15 protein-coding genes are annotated in these 15,613 nt (G+C 65.3%); 6 read left to right on the top strand and 9 right to left on the bottom strand.

The features are described 5' to 3' along the window. Nucleotides 1-36 precede the first annotated feature (36 nt). The 3 genes from HWX08_RS08535 to HWX08_RS08525 form a co-directional block, all read right to left on the bottom strand. Complete coding sequence (locus tag HWX08_RS08535) at nucleotides 37-900, bottom strand: LD-carboxypeptidase (RefSeq protein WP_174920373.1); 864 nt, start codon at nucleotides 898-900, stop codon at nucleotides 37-39. Nucleotides 901-1,258: 358 nt separating this feature from the next. Next, the gene (locus HWX08_RS34310; RefSeq protein ID WP_226262379.1) at nucleotides 1,259-2,260 is read right to left on the bottom strand and encodes a hypothetical protein; all 1,002 of its coding nucleotides are present in this window, start codon (nucleotides 2,258-2,260) and stop codon (nucleotides 1,259-1,261) included. Nucleotides 2,261-2,540: 280 nt separating this feature from the next. Beyond that, nucleotides 2,541-3,554, bottom strand: a complete 1,014-nt coding sequence (locus HWX08_RS08525) for a LysR family transcriptional regulator (protein WP_174920372.1) — start codon at nucleotides 3,552-3,554, stop codon at nucleotides 2,541-2,543. Nucleotides 3,555-3,659: 105 nt separating this feature from the next. On the opposite strand from HWX08_RS08525, the gene HWX08_RS08520 reads away from it, so the two are divergent. Genes HWX08_RS08520 through HWX08_RS08510 form a run of 3 tightly spaced genes read left to right on the top strand, consistent with a single transcriptional unit; the run spans nucleotide 3,660 to nucleotide 5,800 of the window. Further along, on the top strand, nucleotides 3,660-4,394 hold the full coding sequence (locus HWX08_RS08520; protein WP_174920371.1) for an SDR family NAD(P)-dependent oxidoreductase: 735 nt from the start codon (nucleotides 3,660-3,662) through the stop codon (nucleotides 4,392-4,394). An 11-nt stretch (nucleotides 4,395-4,405) separates the two neighbouring features. Continuing rightward, nucleotides 4,406-5,173 carry an SDR family NAD(P)-dependent oxidoreductase gene (locus HWX08_RS08515; RefSeq protein ID WP_174920370.1) on the top strand — a complete coding sequence of 256 codons (768 nt, stop codon included), beginning with the start codon at nucleotides 4,406-4,408 and terminating at the stop codon, nucleotides 5,171-5,173. A gap of 27 nt (nucleotides 5,174-5,200) precedes the next feature. After that, nucleotides 5,201-5,800: an NADPH-dependent F420 reductase gene (locus HWX08_RS08510; RefSeq protein ID WP_174920369.1), complete on the top strand. Its 600-nt coding sequence runs from the start codon at nucleotides 5,201-5,203 to the stop codon at nucleotides 5,798-5,800. A gap of 248 nt (nucleotides 5,801-6,048) precedes the next feature. Here the strand turns inward: HWX08_RS08510 and moaD are convergent, their stop codons facing one another. From moaD to fdhD, 5 genes are all read right to left on the bottom strand, one after another. Further along, nucleotides 6,049-6,306: a molybdopterin converting factor subunit 1 gene (gene moaD / locus HWX08_RS08505; RefSeq protein ID WP_069258399.1), complete on the bottom strand. Its 258-nt coding sequence runs from the start codon at nucleotides 6,304-6,306 to the stop codon at nucleotides 6,049-6,051. Between the two features lie 76 nt (nucleotides 6,307-6,382). Further along, a complete protein-coding gene (locus HWX08_RS08500) occupies nucleotides 6,383-6,952 on the bottom strand; it encodes a molybdenum cofactor biosynthesis protein MoaE (RefSeq protein WP_069258400.1) in 570 nt (189 codons plus the stop codon). Nucleotides 6,953-6,999: 47 nt separating this feature from the next. Beyond that, nucleotides 7,000-8,124 carry a GTP 3',8-cyclase MoaA gene (moaA, locus tag HWX08_RS08495; RefSeq protein ID WP_174920368.1) on the bottom strand — a complete coding sequence of 375 codons (1,125 nt, stop codon included), beginning with the start codon at nucleotides 8,122-8,124 and terminating at the stop codon, nucleotides 7,000-7,002. Between the two features lie 202 nt (nucleotides 8,125-8,326). Then, nucleotides 8,327-9,541 (bottom strand): molybdopterin molybdotransferase MoeA, encoded by a 1,215-nt coding sequence (locus HWX08_RS08490; RefSeq protein WP_174920367.1) that lies wholly within the window; start codon nucleotides 9,539-9,541, stop codon nucleotides 8,327-8,329. Further along, complete coding sequence (fdhD, locus tag HWX08_RS08485) at nucleotides 9,538-10,410, bottom strand: formate dehydrogenase accessory sulfurtransferase FdhD (protein WP_174920366.1); 873 nt, start codon at nucleotides 10,408-10,410, stop codon at nucleotides 9,538-9,540. Before fdhD ends, HWX08_RS08490 begins: the two co-directional genes overlap by 4 nt. 427 nt (nucleotides 10,411-10,837) lie before the next feature. Between fdhD and HWX08_RS08480 the strand changes: the two genes are divergently transcribed. From HWX08_RS08480 to HWX08_RS08470, 3 genes are all read left to right on the top strand, one after another. Next, nucleotides 10,838-12,238 carry a cytochrome ubiquinol oxidase subunit I gene (locus tag HWX08_RS08480; protein WP_069258404.1) on the top strand — a complete coding sequence of 467 codons (1,401 nt, stop codon included), beginning with the start codon at nucleotides 10,838-10,840 and terminating at the stop codon, nucleotides 12,236-12,238. 3 nt (nucleotides 12,239-12,241) lie between these two features. Beyond that, the gene (cydB, locus tag HWX08_RS08475; protein ID WP_069258405.1) at nucleotides 12,242-13,249 is read left to right on the top strand and encodes a cytochrome d ubiquinol oxidase subunit II; all 1,008 of its coding nucleotides are present in this window, start codon (nucleotides 12,242-12,244) and stop codon (nucleotides 13,247-13,249) included. 163 nt (nucleotides 13,250-13,412) lie between these two features. Continuing rightward, nucleotides 13,413-14,333 (top strand): bestrophin family protein, encoded by a 921-nt coding sequence (locus HWX08_RS08470; RefSeq protein ID WP_174920365.1) that lies wholly within the window; start codon nucleotides 13,413-13,415, stop codon nucleotides 14,331-14,333. A gap of 168 nt (nucleotides 14,334-14,501) precedes the next feature. On the opposite strand, the gene trpS is transcribed toward HWX08_RS08470, so the two are convergent. Beyond that, nucleotides 14,502-15,515 carry a tryptophan--tRNA ligase gene (gene trpS, locus HWX08_RS08465; protein ID WP_174920364.1) on the bottom strand — a complete coding sequence of 338 codons (1,014 nt, stop codon included), beginning with the start codon at nucleotides 15,513-15,515 and terminating at the stop codon, nucleotides 14,502-14,504. Between the last annotated feature and the right edge of the window lie 98 nt (nucleotides 15,516-15,613).

Genomic DNA, 15,613 nt, shown 5'->3' with positions numbered 1-15,613 from the left:
CAATAGACGATCGGACAGGGTGTGCGAAGGGCAAAGCTATCGCAGCAACATGCCTCCGCGGATCTCGGCAGGCCGTCCAACCACCCACGACAGATTGCGCTGACCATGACCCACGGGAAGGCCCCCATAGATCGGGGCGCCGAGCGGCGCCAGCACGTCCAGCAGAACGTCCGTGAGTAAGTAGTTGGCCCCGGCTGGCAACGGGCAGCGGATGAAGTCGCCGAGCACAATCGCGCGTGCGCCATCGAGGATACCGGCGTGACGCATCGTCATGATGCTACGGTCAATGCGGTATGCAAGTTCAGTAACGTCCTCCAGAACGACAATGGAGTCGCGAAATCTAGGCTGCCAACGGCTGCCGGCCATGCTCGCGAGTACCGTGAGATTGCCGCCGACAAGCGGCCCCCCGATCGAATCAGCCGACCCATGCAGACGTTCGAGTGGCAGTGGCGTCGGCGAGACCCTGGTGAGTGCGCCCAGAACGCTGAGGCGCGACTCCTCGTCAACTTTCGTCGCGAGGCCGTTGAGCGTCGGTCCGTGAATTACGTTAATGCCGGGAATCTGCTTCAGCGCGCAGAAAAGCGCGGTCGCATCGGAGAAGCCGATCACGGTTTTCTCTCGTGGCACGGTAGTGGGCAGCGCGGGCAGCACATGCGCAGAGCCATAGCCGGCGCGTGCGATCCAGACGATATCGACTGCCGGGTCTGACAACGCCGCAAGCAAATCGCCAATACGATCCTGATGAGATCCCGCGAGATACCGGAACCGGTCAGCTACGTGCGCGCCGACAGAGACGGAAAACCCCCAACTTTCCAGCAGCGATACGGCCCGCGCCAGGTTATCCCTGTCAGGAATACCCGCCGGCGCCACGACGGCCACCCGTTTACCTTGCACTATCACGTCGGTTGCTCCATTGTTTCACCGGTCGCCGGTGCCAAGCATTCGAGCGGAGCGTAGCCGCGCTCCAACCGGAGCCCGCCTCCGCATTGAAAGCAGAAATCGTTGCGTCTTGCCTGCCGCTTGCAACTTCTGACGCAACGATTGTCGCGAACCGCGAACTGCCGTATGAACGAGACATAATGCGACCTGCAAGCTTACGAGATGCGCCGCCGGTGCAGTGGCAATGCAGCCCGGGTCACGTCTTTATCAGCCTGACGCCGACGTCGACGATTCAGGCGCTGAGGCCGAGTGGCCGTTCATGGCGGTAGCTGCCGCTCGCCATCGCCTCTGCACCGACAACAACTGACCGGCCTCGTCCTTACGAAGAAGGTTCGAGGCAATCACTTCGACGGATCAAGACCCGTACCGCGCGCAAGAGGTGACGGTTTATCGTCGGAATCAGTGTCGCAGGAATCTCATAAGGCCCAGCGGTTCGAAAATCGGCTGCGTGCAGGATGTGAGCCTGCCCGCCGTTGAACTGAACGAACGCTTCGATCGTCGGGTCGTCCCGCATCGCAGCTTTCATGTCGTCGTCCCCGATCCAGTGGGATGAATAAAGGGTGAACGTCGGTCCGTCAAACGGTGGAAGCGCTCGGAAACCCGCGTGAACGAGCCAGTCGAATTGCGCCCGATTCACTTTAACGATACTAGACGCGCCGTAAAGACCGTTATCGCTGCGCGCGAGATGCTCGATCCACCAGTCGTTTTGCCATGGTTCGTAACCGAGCAACGCACCTTCGAGTCGCTCCATGTTTTCGCAGCCATCGCCTTGCCGGTTGAGATTCTGACGGAAAAACTCCAAAGCCGGGATGCGCCACTCCTCGCCTTTGAGCGCATATAGGATTTGCCCGATTCGCCGCGCCGGACGGCCGTGACGCACCGGTGCGTCGACGATGATTTCCTGCGAGTGCAAGACACCTCGAGCCACATACTCGTCAAAGCGAGCCTTCCGTTCGACCGATGGCCGGTATTCGCTGTCGAAATCGATGAACCCGAATGGTTTGCGCCCTTGCACCATCAAAGCCAGCTCGTAACCAGTATGGACAAAGTACGGTACAGGAACACGGTCTTTCACATATTTCGCGAGGATGGTTTCGCGTGACCCGTGTTCAAAGTCGATCGCGAAGAATTCGCAAACGTCGGCGACCTGTATCGGCGACAGAAGATACCAATCGTCAAGCTCGGCATCCTCCGGGGCGTCCGGGTCGACGAGCCGCCGCAGCGCCTCAACATCGTCGATTTCGAATCGGATCTGAAGGCACGGGTACAGAAGATCAGGATCGATCGCCGACAGAATGAACGAGTTTTTCGAATCTCTCATGGCAGCTTCCCGTGCGTCAGTTTGAAGACTTCGATTCAATTCGCGCGAAGATTGTCGACGATCTACGGGCCCACCCGCAATGAGAAACGAACTGGCCCCCGGCGCCAGATTACCTTTCAATGTTCGCCCTTGACCGTCACTGGCTGAATCGACCCAGACAGCCAAAGATGCTTACCAGTGCAACGACAGCGAGAAACATCCCAACCAATGCGTAAGCGGAGAGAACTCGATTCCGAGCATTGCTGCCATCGAGGATTCGAGAAAGCGGACTTCCGGTCATCTACTTTGCGGACGTCCGCCGACGAGCGACGGGCCGTACTGGTTGCTCCCCAGGCTTGACGGGTTTTCCGGTTTTTTTAGTCTTGTGCAAGACCGGGCTCTGGGTAGCATCCGTCGGGCAGCTCTGACAATCGCCGAGACGCTCAACGAGTTGCGCCTCGCATTCGGAAATCGAGTACCCGCGCCGCAGCGAGATCATGAAGGTGAGCGGACGCATGTGCCATGCGCGCCGTTGGAGTTCGACCAGTGTTCCCTTCGCGAGGTCGTCATCGACCATATGGCGCGGCATGTGACCCCAGCACAAGCCGCCCCTGAGCAGATCGTGCTTCGCGCCGAGATCATTCACCCACCACTGGCGTTCACTGGCGACCCCCTGTTGTGTCTTTTCCGCATCGGGCTGATTGTCCGTTACAACGAGCTGGATGTGCCGGGCAAATTCCTCCCGTGGAATTTGCCCCGCGATCGAGGCCAGCGGATGCGATGGCGCACAGACGGTCACCATTTGTGCGTCGCATAGATGCTGCCGCTCTATGGTACCGGGGCTCAGCTCCGGCACGTCCGTGATCGTCACCGCCAATGCGCACGTGCCTTCGAGAACCAGGCGCTCGCCGCCCTGCATGGTTGTCATGCGCAGATTGATCGCAACCGTCGGAAAGTCCGCCTGCAAGGTGCGCAGGCATTCGATCAGGTGCGCACGTGGGAAATAGCTATCCACGGCAATCGAGACCTGTGGGACGCCGGCTTCGGCAATCGCAACCGCACGCATCTTCATTTCCTCGGTGCGCGAGATGACCCCGCGCGCGTCGGGCAGGAGGCTGCGGCCCGCGGCCGTCAGCGTCGCCTTGCGAGTGTTGCGCTCGAACAGCACCACATCGAAGGCGCTCTCGAGTGCGCCGATCGCATGACTGATCGCGGACTGTGCGCGCCTCAGCTGCCTTGCCGCTCCGGAAAAGCTTCCCTGGTCACACACGGCGACGAATGCCCGAAGTTGATTGATGGTGACGTTGTCCAGCATATCTATCTAGAAAGTAGATGGTATTTATAGATATTCAGTCAATTGGCTTTATGAATCAAGGGCCTCAGAATCGGTTTGTCGCTTTTGTTTCGAAGGATGCAAGACATGAACAGACTGAACGGAAAGACCGCAGTGATCACCGGTGGCGCTACCGGCATCGGCCGCGCCGCGGCAAAGCGTTTCATCGAGGAGGGCGCCTTCGTCTTCATCTTCGGCCGCCGGCAGGAAGCACTCGACGCCGCCGTGGCCGACCTCGGGCCCAATGCCCGTGCAGTGAAGGGCTCGGTCTCCGACCTGGCCGACCTCGACCGGCTCTACGCGGCGGTGAAGGCCGAGCGCGGCACCCTCGACGTCGTTTTCGCCAATGCCGGGGCGGGAAGCCAGCTGCCACTCGGCCAGATTACCGCCGGGCACATCGACGAAATCTTCGATACCAACGTGAAGGGTTCGATCTTCACGGTCCAGAAGGCGCTGCCTCTGATGGGCCGGGGCGGTTCGATCATCCTGACCGGATCGAGCGCCGGCACCACGGGCGCCCCGGCATTCAGCGCCTACAGCGCGAGCAAGGCGGCCGTGCGCAACCTCGCACGGACCTGGGCAGAGGACCTGAAGGGCACCGGTATCCGGGTGAACGTGCTGTCCCCTGGGCCGACTGCGACCGAACTCGCGAAGGAAGCGCTCGGCGAGGAAGGCATGAAGGTTTTCGCTTCGCTCAATCCGCTCCAGCGTATGGCCGATCCGGCGGAGATCGCGGCGGTGGCCGCCTTTCTCGCGTCGTCGGACAGCAGCTTCATGACCGCCAGCGAGGTTGCCGTGGACGGTGGCCTCGCACAACTCTGAGGAAAAGACAGATGACTCAATCGCTGAAGGGCAAGACAGCGCTCGTTACGGGGGCATCGCGAGGCATTGGCCGCGCCATTGCCGAACGTCTTGCAAAGGACGGCGTGCTGGTCGCGCTGACCTACAACGCCAGCAAATCCGCCGCGGACGAGGTGGTCGCGGCCATCGAGAAAGCGGGCGGCACCGCGTTCGCGATCCATGCGGACCTCGTCGACCCGGCGGCCGTCCCGGCCTTGTTCGAGAGACTTGACGACGAGTTCACCCGACGGAACGGCAGCAAGGCCCTCGACATTCTGGTCAACAACGCCGGCAATTCCGGCTGGGTCGGCTTCAAGGACGCGACGCCGGAGAGCTGGGACACCCTGATGGCGGTCTACGCCCGCGCGCCCTTCTTCATCGTTCAGGCCGCGCTCGATCGTCTCGCCGATGGCGGACGCATCGTCAACATTTCGTCCGCTGCCGCCACGAAGCCCGTGACGGCTGCGCCTGTCTACTCGATGGCGAAAGCGGCCATCAACACGCTGACCCATACGCTCGCCATCGAACTGGGGCCGCGTGGCATCACCGCGAACGCGGTCGCGCCGGGCTACACGCGAACGGATGCGAACGCAGCCTTGCGGGAGAACCCCGAACTCGTCAAGGCGCTCGAGGCCCAGATCGCGCTGGGACGCTGTGGCGAGCCTTCGGAAATCGCCGCCGTCGTCGCTTTCCTCGCTTCCGACGATGGCCATTGGGTGACAGGCCAGACGATCGAAGCGAGCGGCGGCTACAAGCTCTGAGCGCGCCGGGAAACGACGGAGAAACCTATGAGTTACGCAATCATCGGCTTCGGCAAGATTGGCCGCGCACTTGCCAGGGCGTTCGCCCGCAACGGTATCGAGGTGGCCGTTGCAACCACGCGCGACCCGAAGAGCTTTGCAGCCGAGGCAGCCGCGATCGGCCCCACGATCATTCCCCAAACCCTGACTGAAGCCGTCAAGGCGGACATCATCTTTCTGGCAGTGCGTTTCGAGTCGCACGCGGACGTCGCAAAAGCACTGCCCGACTGGACGGGGAAGACCATCGTCGACGCGATGAACACGCAGACCCCGCTCGAGGAGCTGAGCGGTCTCCCTTCTTCTGCCTTCGTCGCGAAGGCGTTCACCGGAGCCCGGCTGGTGAAAGGCTTCAACCATCTGGTCGCGGCCGTCCTCGATCGGAATCCGGCCGAGCACGGTGGCAGGAGAGTCGTGTTTCTCGCGAGCGACGACGACACCGCAGCAGCGAAGATCGGCGAGCTTGCGGAAAACCTCGGTTTCGCGCCGATCGAACTCGGCGGGCTGTCGGAGGGTGGACTACTTGTGCATGCGCGCGGGAAAAGCTGGGGTCGACTGATCTTCAAGGACTTGATCAAGTTCGACCAATGACAACGGCTTGCGGTCATTTCGCTGAGTCGAATGGCCGATTACCGGTGCGGACTCGACCCATCGATGCAGCGGCCCCGGGATCACGGCCATCAGGCGCATGTACACCGTGATCCCGGTGAACATGCCGGGCACTTCGAAATCTTTCAGCAGCGTCGCGACGCCGCCCGCCCGGCGGCAATTCTCGAAACCTGCGGGCGTGTGCTGCACGGGGCCGTCGACGTCATGATGAATTGGGGCCCATCGTCATGTCACCCGCCCGTCACCGGCGGAAAAAACGCCACTTCGCTATCTTCCCGCACGACGAAGCCGCCCGTCACCATCTCGAGATTGACGGCCGCCCGCACGGGCCGGTCCATCCGCAACGCTTCAGCGCTGCGTGCGTCGCGCGCGGCCAGCGTGCTGCGCAGCGCGTCGACGGTCAGTTCGCGCGCATCGATCTCGACGGTTTCCTCGTCGGTATCGAGTTGCTCGCGGATGCTTGCAAAGTATTTGATCGTCAGTTTCATTGCGATGTCTTGAATGGAATCGGAATCGGCGGAATGGGCGGAACCGGCAGAATCGGAAAACGCGCAGCGGGCGCGCTCACCCCCAGCGCCGCATCGCCTGATCGTCGTGCGCCTTCGCCTCGACCCAGCCGGATGCGCCGTCGTGGCGGATCTCCTTCTTCCAGAACGGCGCGTGGGTCTTCAGGAAGTCCATCAGGAACTCGCATGCATCGAACGCGGACCCGCGATGCGCGGCGGCCACCACGACCAGCACGACCGCCTGGCCGAGCGGAATGCGGCCGACGCGATGCACGATCTTGATCGCTTCGAGCTGCCAGCGCGCGCTCGCTTCCTCGACGATGCTCCACAGCGCCTGTTCGGTCATCGTCGGATAGTGCTCGACTTCGAGCGCGACGACGTCGTCGACGTCGCCTTCGTTGCGCACGACACCGAGAAAATTCACGACCGCACCGACATTCGGATTGCGAACGATCGGCGCCAGCTCGGCGCCCGCGTCGATCGGCACGTACTGCACGCGCACTTCGAAGCCGGCGGTGATCGCCGGCGGCGGCTCGGGGTGCGGGTCGGTCGTGCCGTCGGGTGCGGGGCCGGCGGCATGCAACGGATCGTCCGGCAGCCCGGCGCGGGATTCGGTGAAGGTCGTCATGACAGGTTCTCCTGTGGGCAGTGCGTTCCGGGTCGCGCGGCGGCCCCTCAGCCGCCGACCAGCGACATGCGCACGGTCGGATAGGTCTTGCCCGGCGCGCGGGCCGGCCGGGCGGCCCGACGCTCGGAATAGCGGTCGTCGCGGTGCGTCCAGCGCTCGCGCACGGCGGCGGCGAGATCGCCGGTCGAGGTTGCGTCGTCGAGCCACGGCCGCAGGTCGGTGCCCTGCGTCGCGAACAGGCACGTATAGAGCGTGCCGTCGGCCGACACGCGGGCGCGCGAACAGGTGCCGCAGAACGGATGCGACACGCTCGCGATGAAGCCGACTTCGCCCGCGCCGTCGATGTGCGCGCAACGGATCGCGGTCGCGTCGTGCGCCGGTTCGCCGACGAGCACGAGCGGATAGTGCGCGTCGATCGTCTCGCGCATCTGCGCGGCGGGCACGACCTTGTCGCCGGACCACAAATGCGCGCCGCCGACGTCCATGTATTCGATGAATCGTACGGCCACGCCCGTATGCCGGAAGTGCCGCACGAGCGGCAGGATCTGCTCGTCGTTCGCGCCGCGTTCGATCACCGCGTTGACCTTGACCGGTGCGAGCCCGGCCGCCTGCGCGGCCTCGATGCCGGCCAGCACGCGCGACACGGGCACGTCGGCATCGCTCATCCGGCGGAACACCGCGTCGTCGAGCGCATCGAGGCTGACGGTCACGCGCGACAGCCCCGCGTCGCGCAGCGAGCGCGCCTTCGCGGCGAGCAGCGAACCGTTGGTCGTCAGCGCGATTTCGACGGGCTTGCCGTCGACGGTCGTCAGCGCGGCGAGGCGTTCGATCAGCGCTTCGAGATTGCGGCGCAGCAGCGGTTCGCCGCCCGTGATGCGGATTTTTTCGACGCCGAGCGACGTGAACGCGCGGGCGATCTTCTCCAGTTGTGCGAACGACAGCCGGTCGGACGACGGCATGAACGCGTAGTCGGGGCCGAAGGTGTCGCGCGGCATGCAGTAGCCGCAGCGGAAATTGCACTGGTCGATCACGGACAGGCGCAGGTCGCGCAGCGGGCGGCCGAGCGTGTCGGTCGTGCGGAGAAAAGCGCCGGGCGATGCGCGGCCGGAAGGTGCGGCCGCGGCCGGCGCGGCGGAAGCGATGGCATTCACGATCGGTTCGTCGGCCTGCAAGAAGTAAGCGGTGAGGCGTCCCCGGTCGGACGAACGCGTGCGGATGTGCGCTCGCGCGGCGCGTGACGAGCCTCATCGTGAGGATAGTCCGCCGGGTTTTCCCGGCAGGGGCACAATCGCGTCCGAATTGCAGGAATACAGTTCGCGATGCGGGCGGCGCGGCGGCGAATGCCGTGGGTCGGACGCATGACGGCCGTCGCGCTCATGCGAGCCACTGCGCGAATTCGTAATACGGAACCGCGTCGCCGCGCGCGATGCGCCGCCCGGCCGGCAGCCGGGCCAGCCCGCTCGCCTGCACGAGCGATTGCAGCGTGCCGGCGCCTTGCTGGCGCAGCGTATCGAGGCCGGGCGCACCGTCGAGCCCGACCGCGCAGTGCACGCGCACGAAGCGCTCGCGCTGCGCATCGGGCTCGAAGTCGGCGTCGATCGGCAGCGACGGCACGATCGGCACGCGCGCGTCGCGGCCTTGCAGCCGGCGGATCAGCGGCGCGACGAACAGCGCGAACGCGGTCATCGCGGCGCCCGGATTGCCGGGCAGCAGCACCACCGGCCGCGTGTCGAGCCGGGCGAGTGCAACCGGCTTGCCCGGCTTCATGCGCACACCGGTGACGATGAACGATGCGTCGAGTGCGTGCAGTGCGGGCCGCAGCAGATCCTTGTCGCCGACCGACGCGCCGCCGACGCAAATCACGAGGTCGCAGCCCGCGTGCAGGTCGCGCAGCGCGCGATCGACGGCGGGCGCGGTGTCGGCCGCATGCACGTTCATCGCGACCGCGGCGCCGGTTCCCGCGACCAGCGCGGCGAGCATCGGCGCATTGCTGTTGTAAATCTGTTGCGGAGCACGCGGCTGGCCGCACGCGACGAGCTCGTCGCCGGTCGTCAGGATGCCGACGCGCAGCGCCGGCCGCACGTCGACGCGCGCGAGCCCCTGCGCGGCCGCCACGCCGACGTGCATCGCGCCCATGCGCACGCCGGCCGGCACGAGCAGGTCGCCGGCGCGCACTTCCTCGCCGCGGCGGCGGATATGCGTGCCGTCGCGCTGCGGCGCGTCGAATACGACCCGGCCGTCCTGCTCGCGGGCGTGCTCCTGCATCACGACGGTGTCCGCGCCGGGCGGTATCACGCTGCCGGTGAAGATGCGCGCGACCGTGCGCGGGGCCAGCGGCGCCGGCGTGTCGCCCGCATAGCAGCGTTGCGCGACGGGCAGCGGCTCGCCCGATGCGAGATCCGCGTGACGTACGGCGTAGCCGTCCATCGCGCTCTGGTCGACCGGCGGCTGGTCGAGCACGGCGGTGAGCGGCGCGGCCAGCACGTGGCCGGCGGCTTGCGCGACCGGGACGGCGCGGGTGGCGTCGAGCGGCGCGAATGCGCTCGCGAAATGCTGCTGCGCGGTATCGAAATCGGTCAGTGGGTTCATCGGGAGAGCGCCGGATGCGCCCGAGCGGGCGCCGGTTGATCAGGGTGGATGGCGTCGGGCGACACGTACTCGACGAAGCCGTCGTTGCGACAGAAGCCGAGCAGCCGCACGCCGGCTTCGCGGGCGACGTCGATCGCAAGCGACGTCGGTGCCGAGATCGTCGCGATCATCGGGATGCCGACCCGCGCGGCCTTGCGCACCAGTTCGTAGCTTGCGCGGCTCGACAGGAACACGAAGCCGTCGTGAAGGTTCGCGCGGCGCCGCGCGAGCCGGCCGATCAGCTTGTCGAGCGCGTTGTGGCGGCCGACGTCCTCGAACACGTCGAGCACCGCGCCATCGCGGTCGCACCACGCGGCCGCGTGGATGCCGCCCGTCTCCCGCATCAGCGTTTGACGGGCCGGCAACGCCCGCGCGGCGCGTTCGAGCGCTTGCGCGCCGATCCCGGCGGCCGAGCCGGCGGCGGCGATGCGCGGCGGGTGCAGGTCGAGCTGTGCGATGCTTTCGATCCCGCATACGCCGCAGCCGGTGCGGCCGGCCAGCGCGCGCCGGTGCGCCTTCATCGCCATGAATGCCTGCTGCGACACGGTGAGCCGCACTTCGGCGCTGCCGGGCCGCCATTCGCTTTCGATGTCGAACACGTCCGACGCGCGCTCGACGATGCCTTCGCTCAGCGCGAAGCCGAGGCCGAATACGTCGAGATCGATCGGGGTGGCCATCATGACCGTGTGCGCGATGCCGTTGAATACGAGTGCAACCGGCGTTTCGTCGACGACGCGGTCGACGGTGTCGCGCGCTTCGCCGGCACGGTGACGCGTCACATGACACGCGGTGCTGCCGGTCGGGTCGTCGCGGCGGATGCAGGACTCCATGCGGTTTTCTCCAGGGGATCGGCCGGGGGGGCCGGCCGGGTCGGGCGCATGCGCCCAACCACGGGAATCGATGCTGCCGGGCGGATTCGGCCGGAGAAGGCGCGCCGTGGCGGCAGGCAAGCGTTGGATCGGATGTTAACGGGGATGAAAGGCGAGCCGGATGTACAGCGCCGCTACGCGGAAAGCAGTACAGCTGAGCGTCCCGCAGGCACGAAATGTGTTTTCCGTGCACACATCTTCGGCCACGGCAGCAGCACAGTTTCAGCGCACGTTCGAACGATTGCGAGTATCGTTGCAAACGCGATATCGTCATTCACGCTTCGATGCCATGCGAGTAACCGTTTGTGTTCGCATGTGTTGTCGCCAAGCCGTCGCGCGATTTCCTGCTTCGGGCGTACGTCCTCACAACCACGAGCAAATTACGGTCATGGAAATCTTCGATGCGTTCCATCTCGCCCGGTTGCAATTCGCGTTCACGGTGTCGTTCCACATCGTGTTTCCCGCGATCAGCATCGGCATGGCGAGCTTCCTGGCGGTGCTGGAATGGCGCTACCTCGTCACCGGCGACGCCGCCTACAAATCCATGTTCCAGTTCTGGTCGAAGATCTTCGCGATCGGCTTCGGGATGGGCGTGGTCTCCGGCGTCGTGATGGCGTACGAGTTCGGCACGAACTGGGCCGGCTTCTCGCGCGTCGCGGGCAACATCACCGGCCCGCTGCTCACGTATGAAGTGCTCACGGCGTTCTTCCTCGAAGCCGGCTTCCTCGGCGTGATGCTGTTCGGCTGGCAGCGCGTGAGCCCGCGCGCGCACTTCTTCGCGACGCTGATGGTCGCGGTCGGCACGCTGATCTCGACGTTCTGGATTCTCGCGTCGAACAGCTTCATGCAGACGCCGCAGGGCTACAAGATCGAGAACGGCCTCGTCGTGCCGGTCGACTGGTTCAAGGTCGTCTTCAACCCGTCGTTCCCGTACCGTCTCGTGCACATGACGATCGCCGCGTTCATCGTCGCGGGCTTCATCGTCGCCGCATGCGGCGCATGGCACCTGCTGAAGGGGCGCCGCGACGAGCCGGTGAAGCGCAGCTTCTCGATGGCGCTGTGGATGCTGCTGGTTCTCGCGCCGATCCAGATCGTCGTCGGCGACGCGCACGGGCTGAACACGCGCGAATACCAGCCGGCGAAGATCGCGGCGATCGAGGGGCTGTGGGAAACCGAGAAGGGCGGCACCGCGCTGAACCTCGTCGGGCTGCCCGACATGCAGGCCGAAACCACCCGCTATGCGATCCAGGTGCCGCACCTCGGCAGCCTGATCCTCACGCACAGCTGGGACGGCGAGATTCGCGGGCTGAAGGAATTCGCGCCGCAGGACCGCCCGTATTCGCCGATCATCTTCTGGACGTTCCGGATCATGGCGGGCCTCGGGATGCTGATGCTGCTCACCGCGCTGCTCGGGTTGCTGCTGAGAAAGGGCGGGCGCCTGTATGAAACGCGCTGGTTCCAGTGGTTCGTGGTGGCGATGGGGCCGTCGGGCATCGTCGCGCTGCTGGCCGGCTGGATCACGACCGAGGTCGGGCGTCAGCCGTGGACCGTCTACGGCGTGCTGCGCACCGTCGATTCCGTCGCGCCGCTCAGCGCGCAGCAGGTCGGCGTGTCGCTGCTGATCTTCGTGGTCGTGTATTTCCTGGTGTTCGGAACGGGTATCTACTACATGATGAAACTGATGAAGCGCGGGCCGGCCGCGCAGGCCGGGTATATCGAGCTGCACCGGCATCCGGGGCTGCGCAAGAGCGCGCTGTCCACGCCGCTGAACGTGACCGAAGCGGAGTAAGCCATGCACATCGATCTTCCTGTCGTGTGGGCCGCGATCATCGGCCTCGGCGTATTCATCTACGTGATGCTGGACGGCTTCGATCTCGGCATCGGCCTGCTGTTTCCGTTTTTCGACGCGAAAGCCGAGCGCCAGGTGATGCTCGACACCGTCGCGCCGGTGTGGGACGGCAACGAGACGTTCCTCGTGCTCGGCGGCGCGGGCCTCTACGGCGCGTTCCCGGTCGTGTATTCGACGCTGCTGCCCGCGAACTACCTGCCGCTGGTGCTGATGCTGGTCGGCCTGATTTTCCGCGGCGCCGCGTTCGAATTGCGCGCGAAGGCCACGCGCACGCAGCACATGTGGGATCTCGCGTTCATCGGGGGCTCGGCGCTCGCCGCGTTCTGCCAGGGGATCGTGCTTGGTTCGCTGCTGCAGGGCATCAAGATCGAGAACCACCAGTTCGCGGGCGGGCCGTTCGACTGGCTGTCGCCGTTCAGCATGCTGTGCGGGATCGGCGTGCTCGTCACCTATGCGACGCTCGGCTGCGGCTGGCTGATCCTGAAGGTCGACGGCGAACTGCAGCGCAAGATGCGGCTGTTGATGAAGCCGCTCACGGGCGTGCTGCTCGCGGTGATGGGCGTGGTGAGCCTGTGGACCGTGATCGGGCTGCCGGCCGTCGCGCACCGCTGGTTCGGCAGCGGCAACCTCGGCTGGTTCCTGCCGGTGCCGGTCCTCGTCGTCGCCTGCGTGTGGGGCATCTTCCACACGGTGAAGCGTGCGCACGAGGCCACGCCGTTCCTGTTGACGCTCGCGCTCGTGTTCCTCGGCTACACGGGGCTCGTGATCAGCATCTGGCCGAACATCGTGCCGCCGTCGCTGACGATCTGGGACGCGTCGTCGAGCCATTCGAGCCAGCTGTTCGCGCTCGTCGGCACCGTGATCGTGCTGCCGATCATCCTCGTGTACAACGCGATGCAGTACCGCGTGTTCCGCGGCAAGGTGCGCGAGGGCGACATCGGCTATCACTGAGCGGCAAGCGATGTGACGGGGCACGGCCGGCGCGGGCGTATCATTGCGCCCAGCCTGGCCCGGCACCCGAGTGAAAGCGGCCCGCCACGCGCGGGCCGTTGCGCATCGGGTGCGCGCGCAACGGATGGCGTTTGCGTATTACTTTGGCAGTCGAGACAACACCATGATCGTCAGACCACGACAGAACTGGCTCAGGATGCTGTTCGTATGGAACGGCTCCGTGCTGCAATCGATCATTCCGCAGCTCGTGTTCATGGCGGTCGTCAGCACGCTGGCGGTCTTCACGAACGGGCGCATCTTCGGCGAGAAGATTCCGCTCAACACAGCGCCGTTCACGCTGTTCGGGCTCGCGCTCGCGATCTTTCTCGGGTTTCGCAACAACGCGAGCTTCGAGCGCTTCAAGGAGGCGCGGCATCTGTGGGGCAACCTGCTGATCGCCGCACGCGCCGTGACGTCGCAACTGCATCGCTACCTGCCCGACGGCGTGAGCGATGCCGAGCGCAACCGGCTCGCCGATCTGCTGATCGCGCTCGCGTATGCGCTGAAGCATCAGCTGCGTCATACCGATCCGACCGAAGACCTGCATCGCATTCTCGGCGCGGAGCGCACGGCCGCGCTCGGCGGCAAATGCTACAAGCCGGTCGCGATCCTCGACGAACTGCGCGGCGGTATCGTCCGCGCGCTGGGCCGCGCGCCCGGCAGCGAAACGACCTGCTGGATGTTCGAGGCGCAGCTCGACGAGCTCGGCAAATCGGTCGGGGGGTGCGAGCGCATCCTGTCGACGCCGATTCCGTTTTCGTACAGCGTGCTGCTGCATCGCACCGTGTATGCGTATTGCGTGCTGCTGCCGTTCGGGCTCGTCGATTCGACGGAGTTCTTCACGCCGCTGATCTGCGTGTTCATTTCGTACACGCTGATCGCGCTCGAGGCGATCGCGAACGAGGTGGCCGAGCCGTTCGGCCTCGCGCCGAATGCGCTCGCGCTCGATGCGATCACGCGCACGATCGAGCGGTCGGTGCTGGAACTGGGTGACCGGCCGTTGCCCGAGGAGTTCGTGCCGGCGTCGACGTATCAGATCACGTGAGAACGGGCGGACGCTAGTTTTCGATCGCTTTGGAGTCCCACGTTCCGAGCGATATCGCTTTGTGCAGCATGCCGACGGTCAATGCCTGTCGCTGGAACGTGTGGGGCTTTCGGAGCAGGTAACCTCCGGAGCGCATCGCGTCCCCGCAATGCGCATCCGCAGCGCCGCTCAATCGAAATACGTGAGCCCCATCGCGCGCTTCACGTCGGCCAGCGTCGCACCGGCCACTTCGCGCGCATGCAGCGTGCCGCGCTTCAGGATCGTCATCACTTCGGCCTTGTCGGTCTCGAACTCGCGGCGGCGCGCGCGGATCGGCTCGATCAGCGCCTGCAGCCGCTCGTTCAGCACGCGCTTGACGACGCTGTCGCCGAGGCCGCCGCGGCGATAGTGGGCCTTCAGCTCGTCGACCTTCGCCACGTCCGGCTCGAACGCGTCGAGGAACGTGAACACGACGTTGCCCTCCACCTGGCCCGGGTCGCTCACGCGCAGGTGGTTCGGATCGGTGTACATGTCCTTCACGGCCTGCGCGATTTCGTCGGGCGTCGAGCCGAGCGTGATCGCGTTGCCGAGCGACTTGCTCATCTTCGCCTTGCCGTCGATGCCCGGCAGCCGCGTGACCGACGACAGTACGGCCTCGCATTCGACCAGCACCGGTTGATCGACGGTCGCGTTGAAGCGGCGCACGAGTTCGTTGGTCTGCTCGATCATCGGCAACTGATCGTCGCCGACCGGCACGTGTGTTGCCTTGAACGCGGTGATGTCGGCTGCCTGACTCACCGGGTAGGTGAGAAAGCCGGCCGGGATGTCGCGCTCGAACCCGCGCAGGCGGATCTCTTCCTTGATGGTCGGATTGCGTTCGAGGCGCGCGACCGTGACGAGGTTGAGCAGGTATTGCGACAGCTCGGCGAGCTCGGGCACCTGCGACTGCACGACGATCGTCGAGATCGCCGGATCGATGCCGACGGCGAGGTAGTCGAGCGCGACCTCGATCACGTTCTCGGTGACGCGCTGGCGGCGGCCCATGTTGTCGGTCAGCGCCTGCGTGTCGGCGAGCAGCAGGAATTGCGTCGCTTCGTGCTGCATCTGCACGCGTGCGCGCAGCGAGCCGATGTAGTGGCCGAGATGCAGCGGGCCGGTCGTGCGGTCGCCGGTGAGGATGGTCGGGCGGGTCGGGTGGGTCATGTTGGTCGTTGCTCCGGGTTGTCGAAGCCGCCAGCCATGATGTCTGCGCAGAAACGCAAATGCCGCCATGGCTGGCGGCATCACGTTTGGGACATGCA

This window comes from Burkholderia metallica, from assembly GCF_902832845.1.
In the GTDB taxonomy this organism is placed as follows: domain Bacteria; phylum Pseudomonadota; class Gammaproteobacteria; order Burkholderiales; family Burkholderiaceae; genus Burkholderia; species Burkholderia metallica.
Note: the sequence above shows the minus strand (reverse complement) of the source record. Positions and strands in the feature narration are given on the sequence as shown.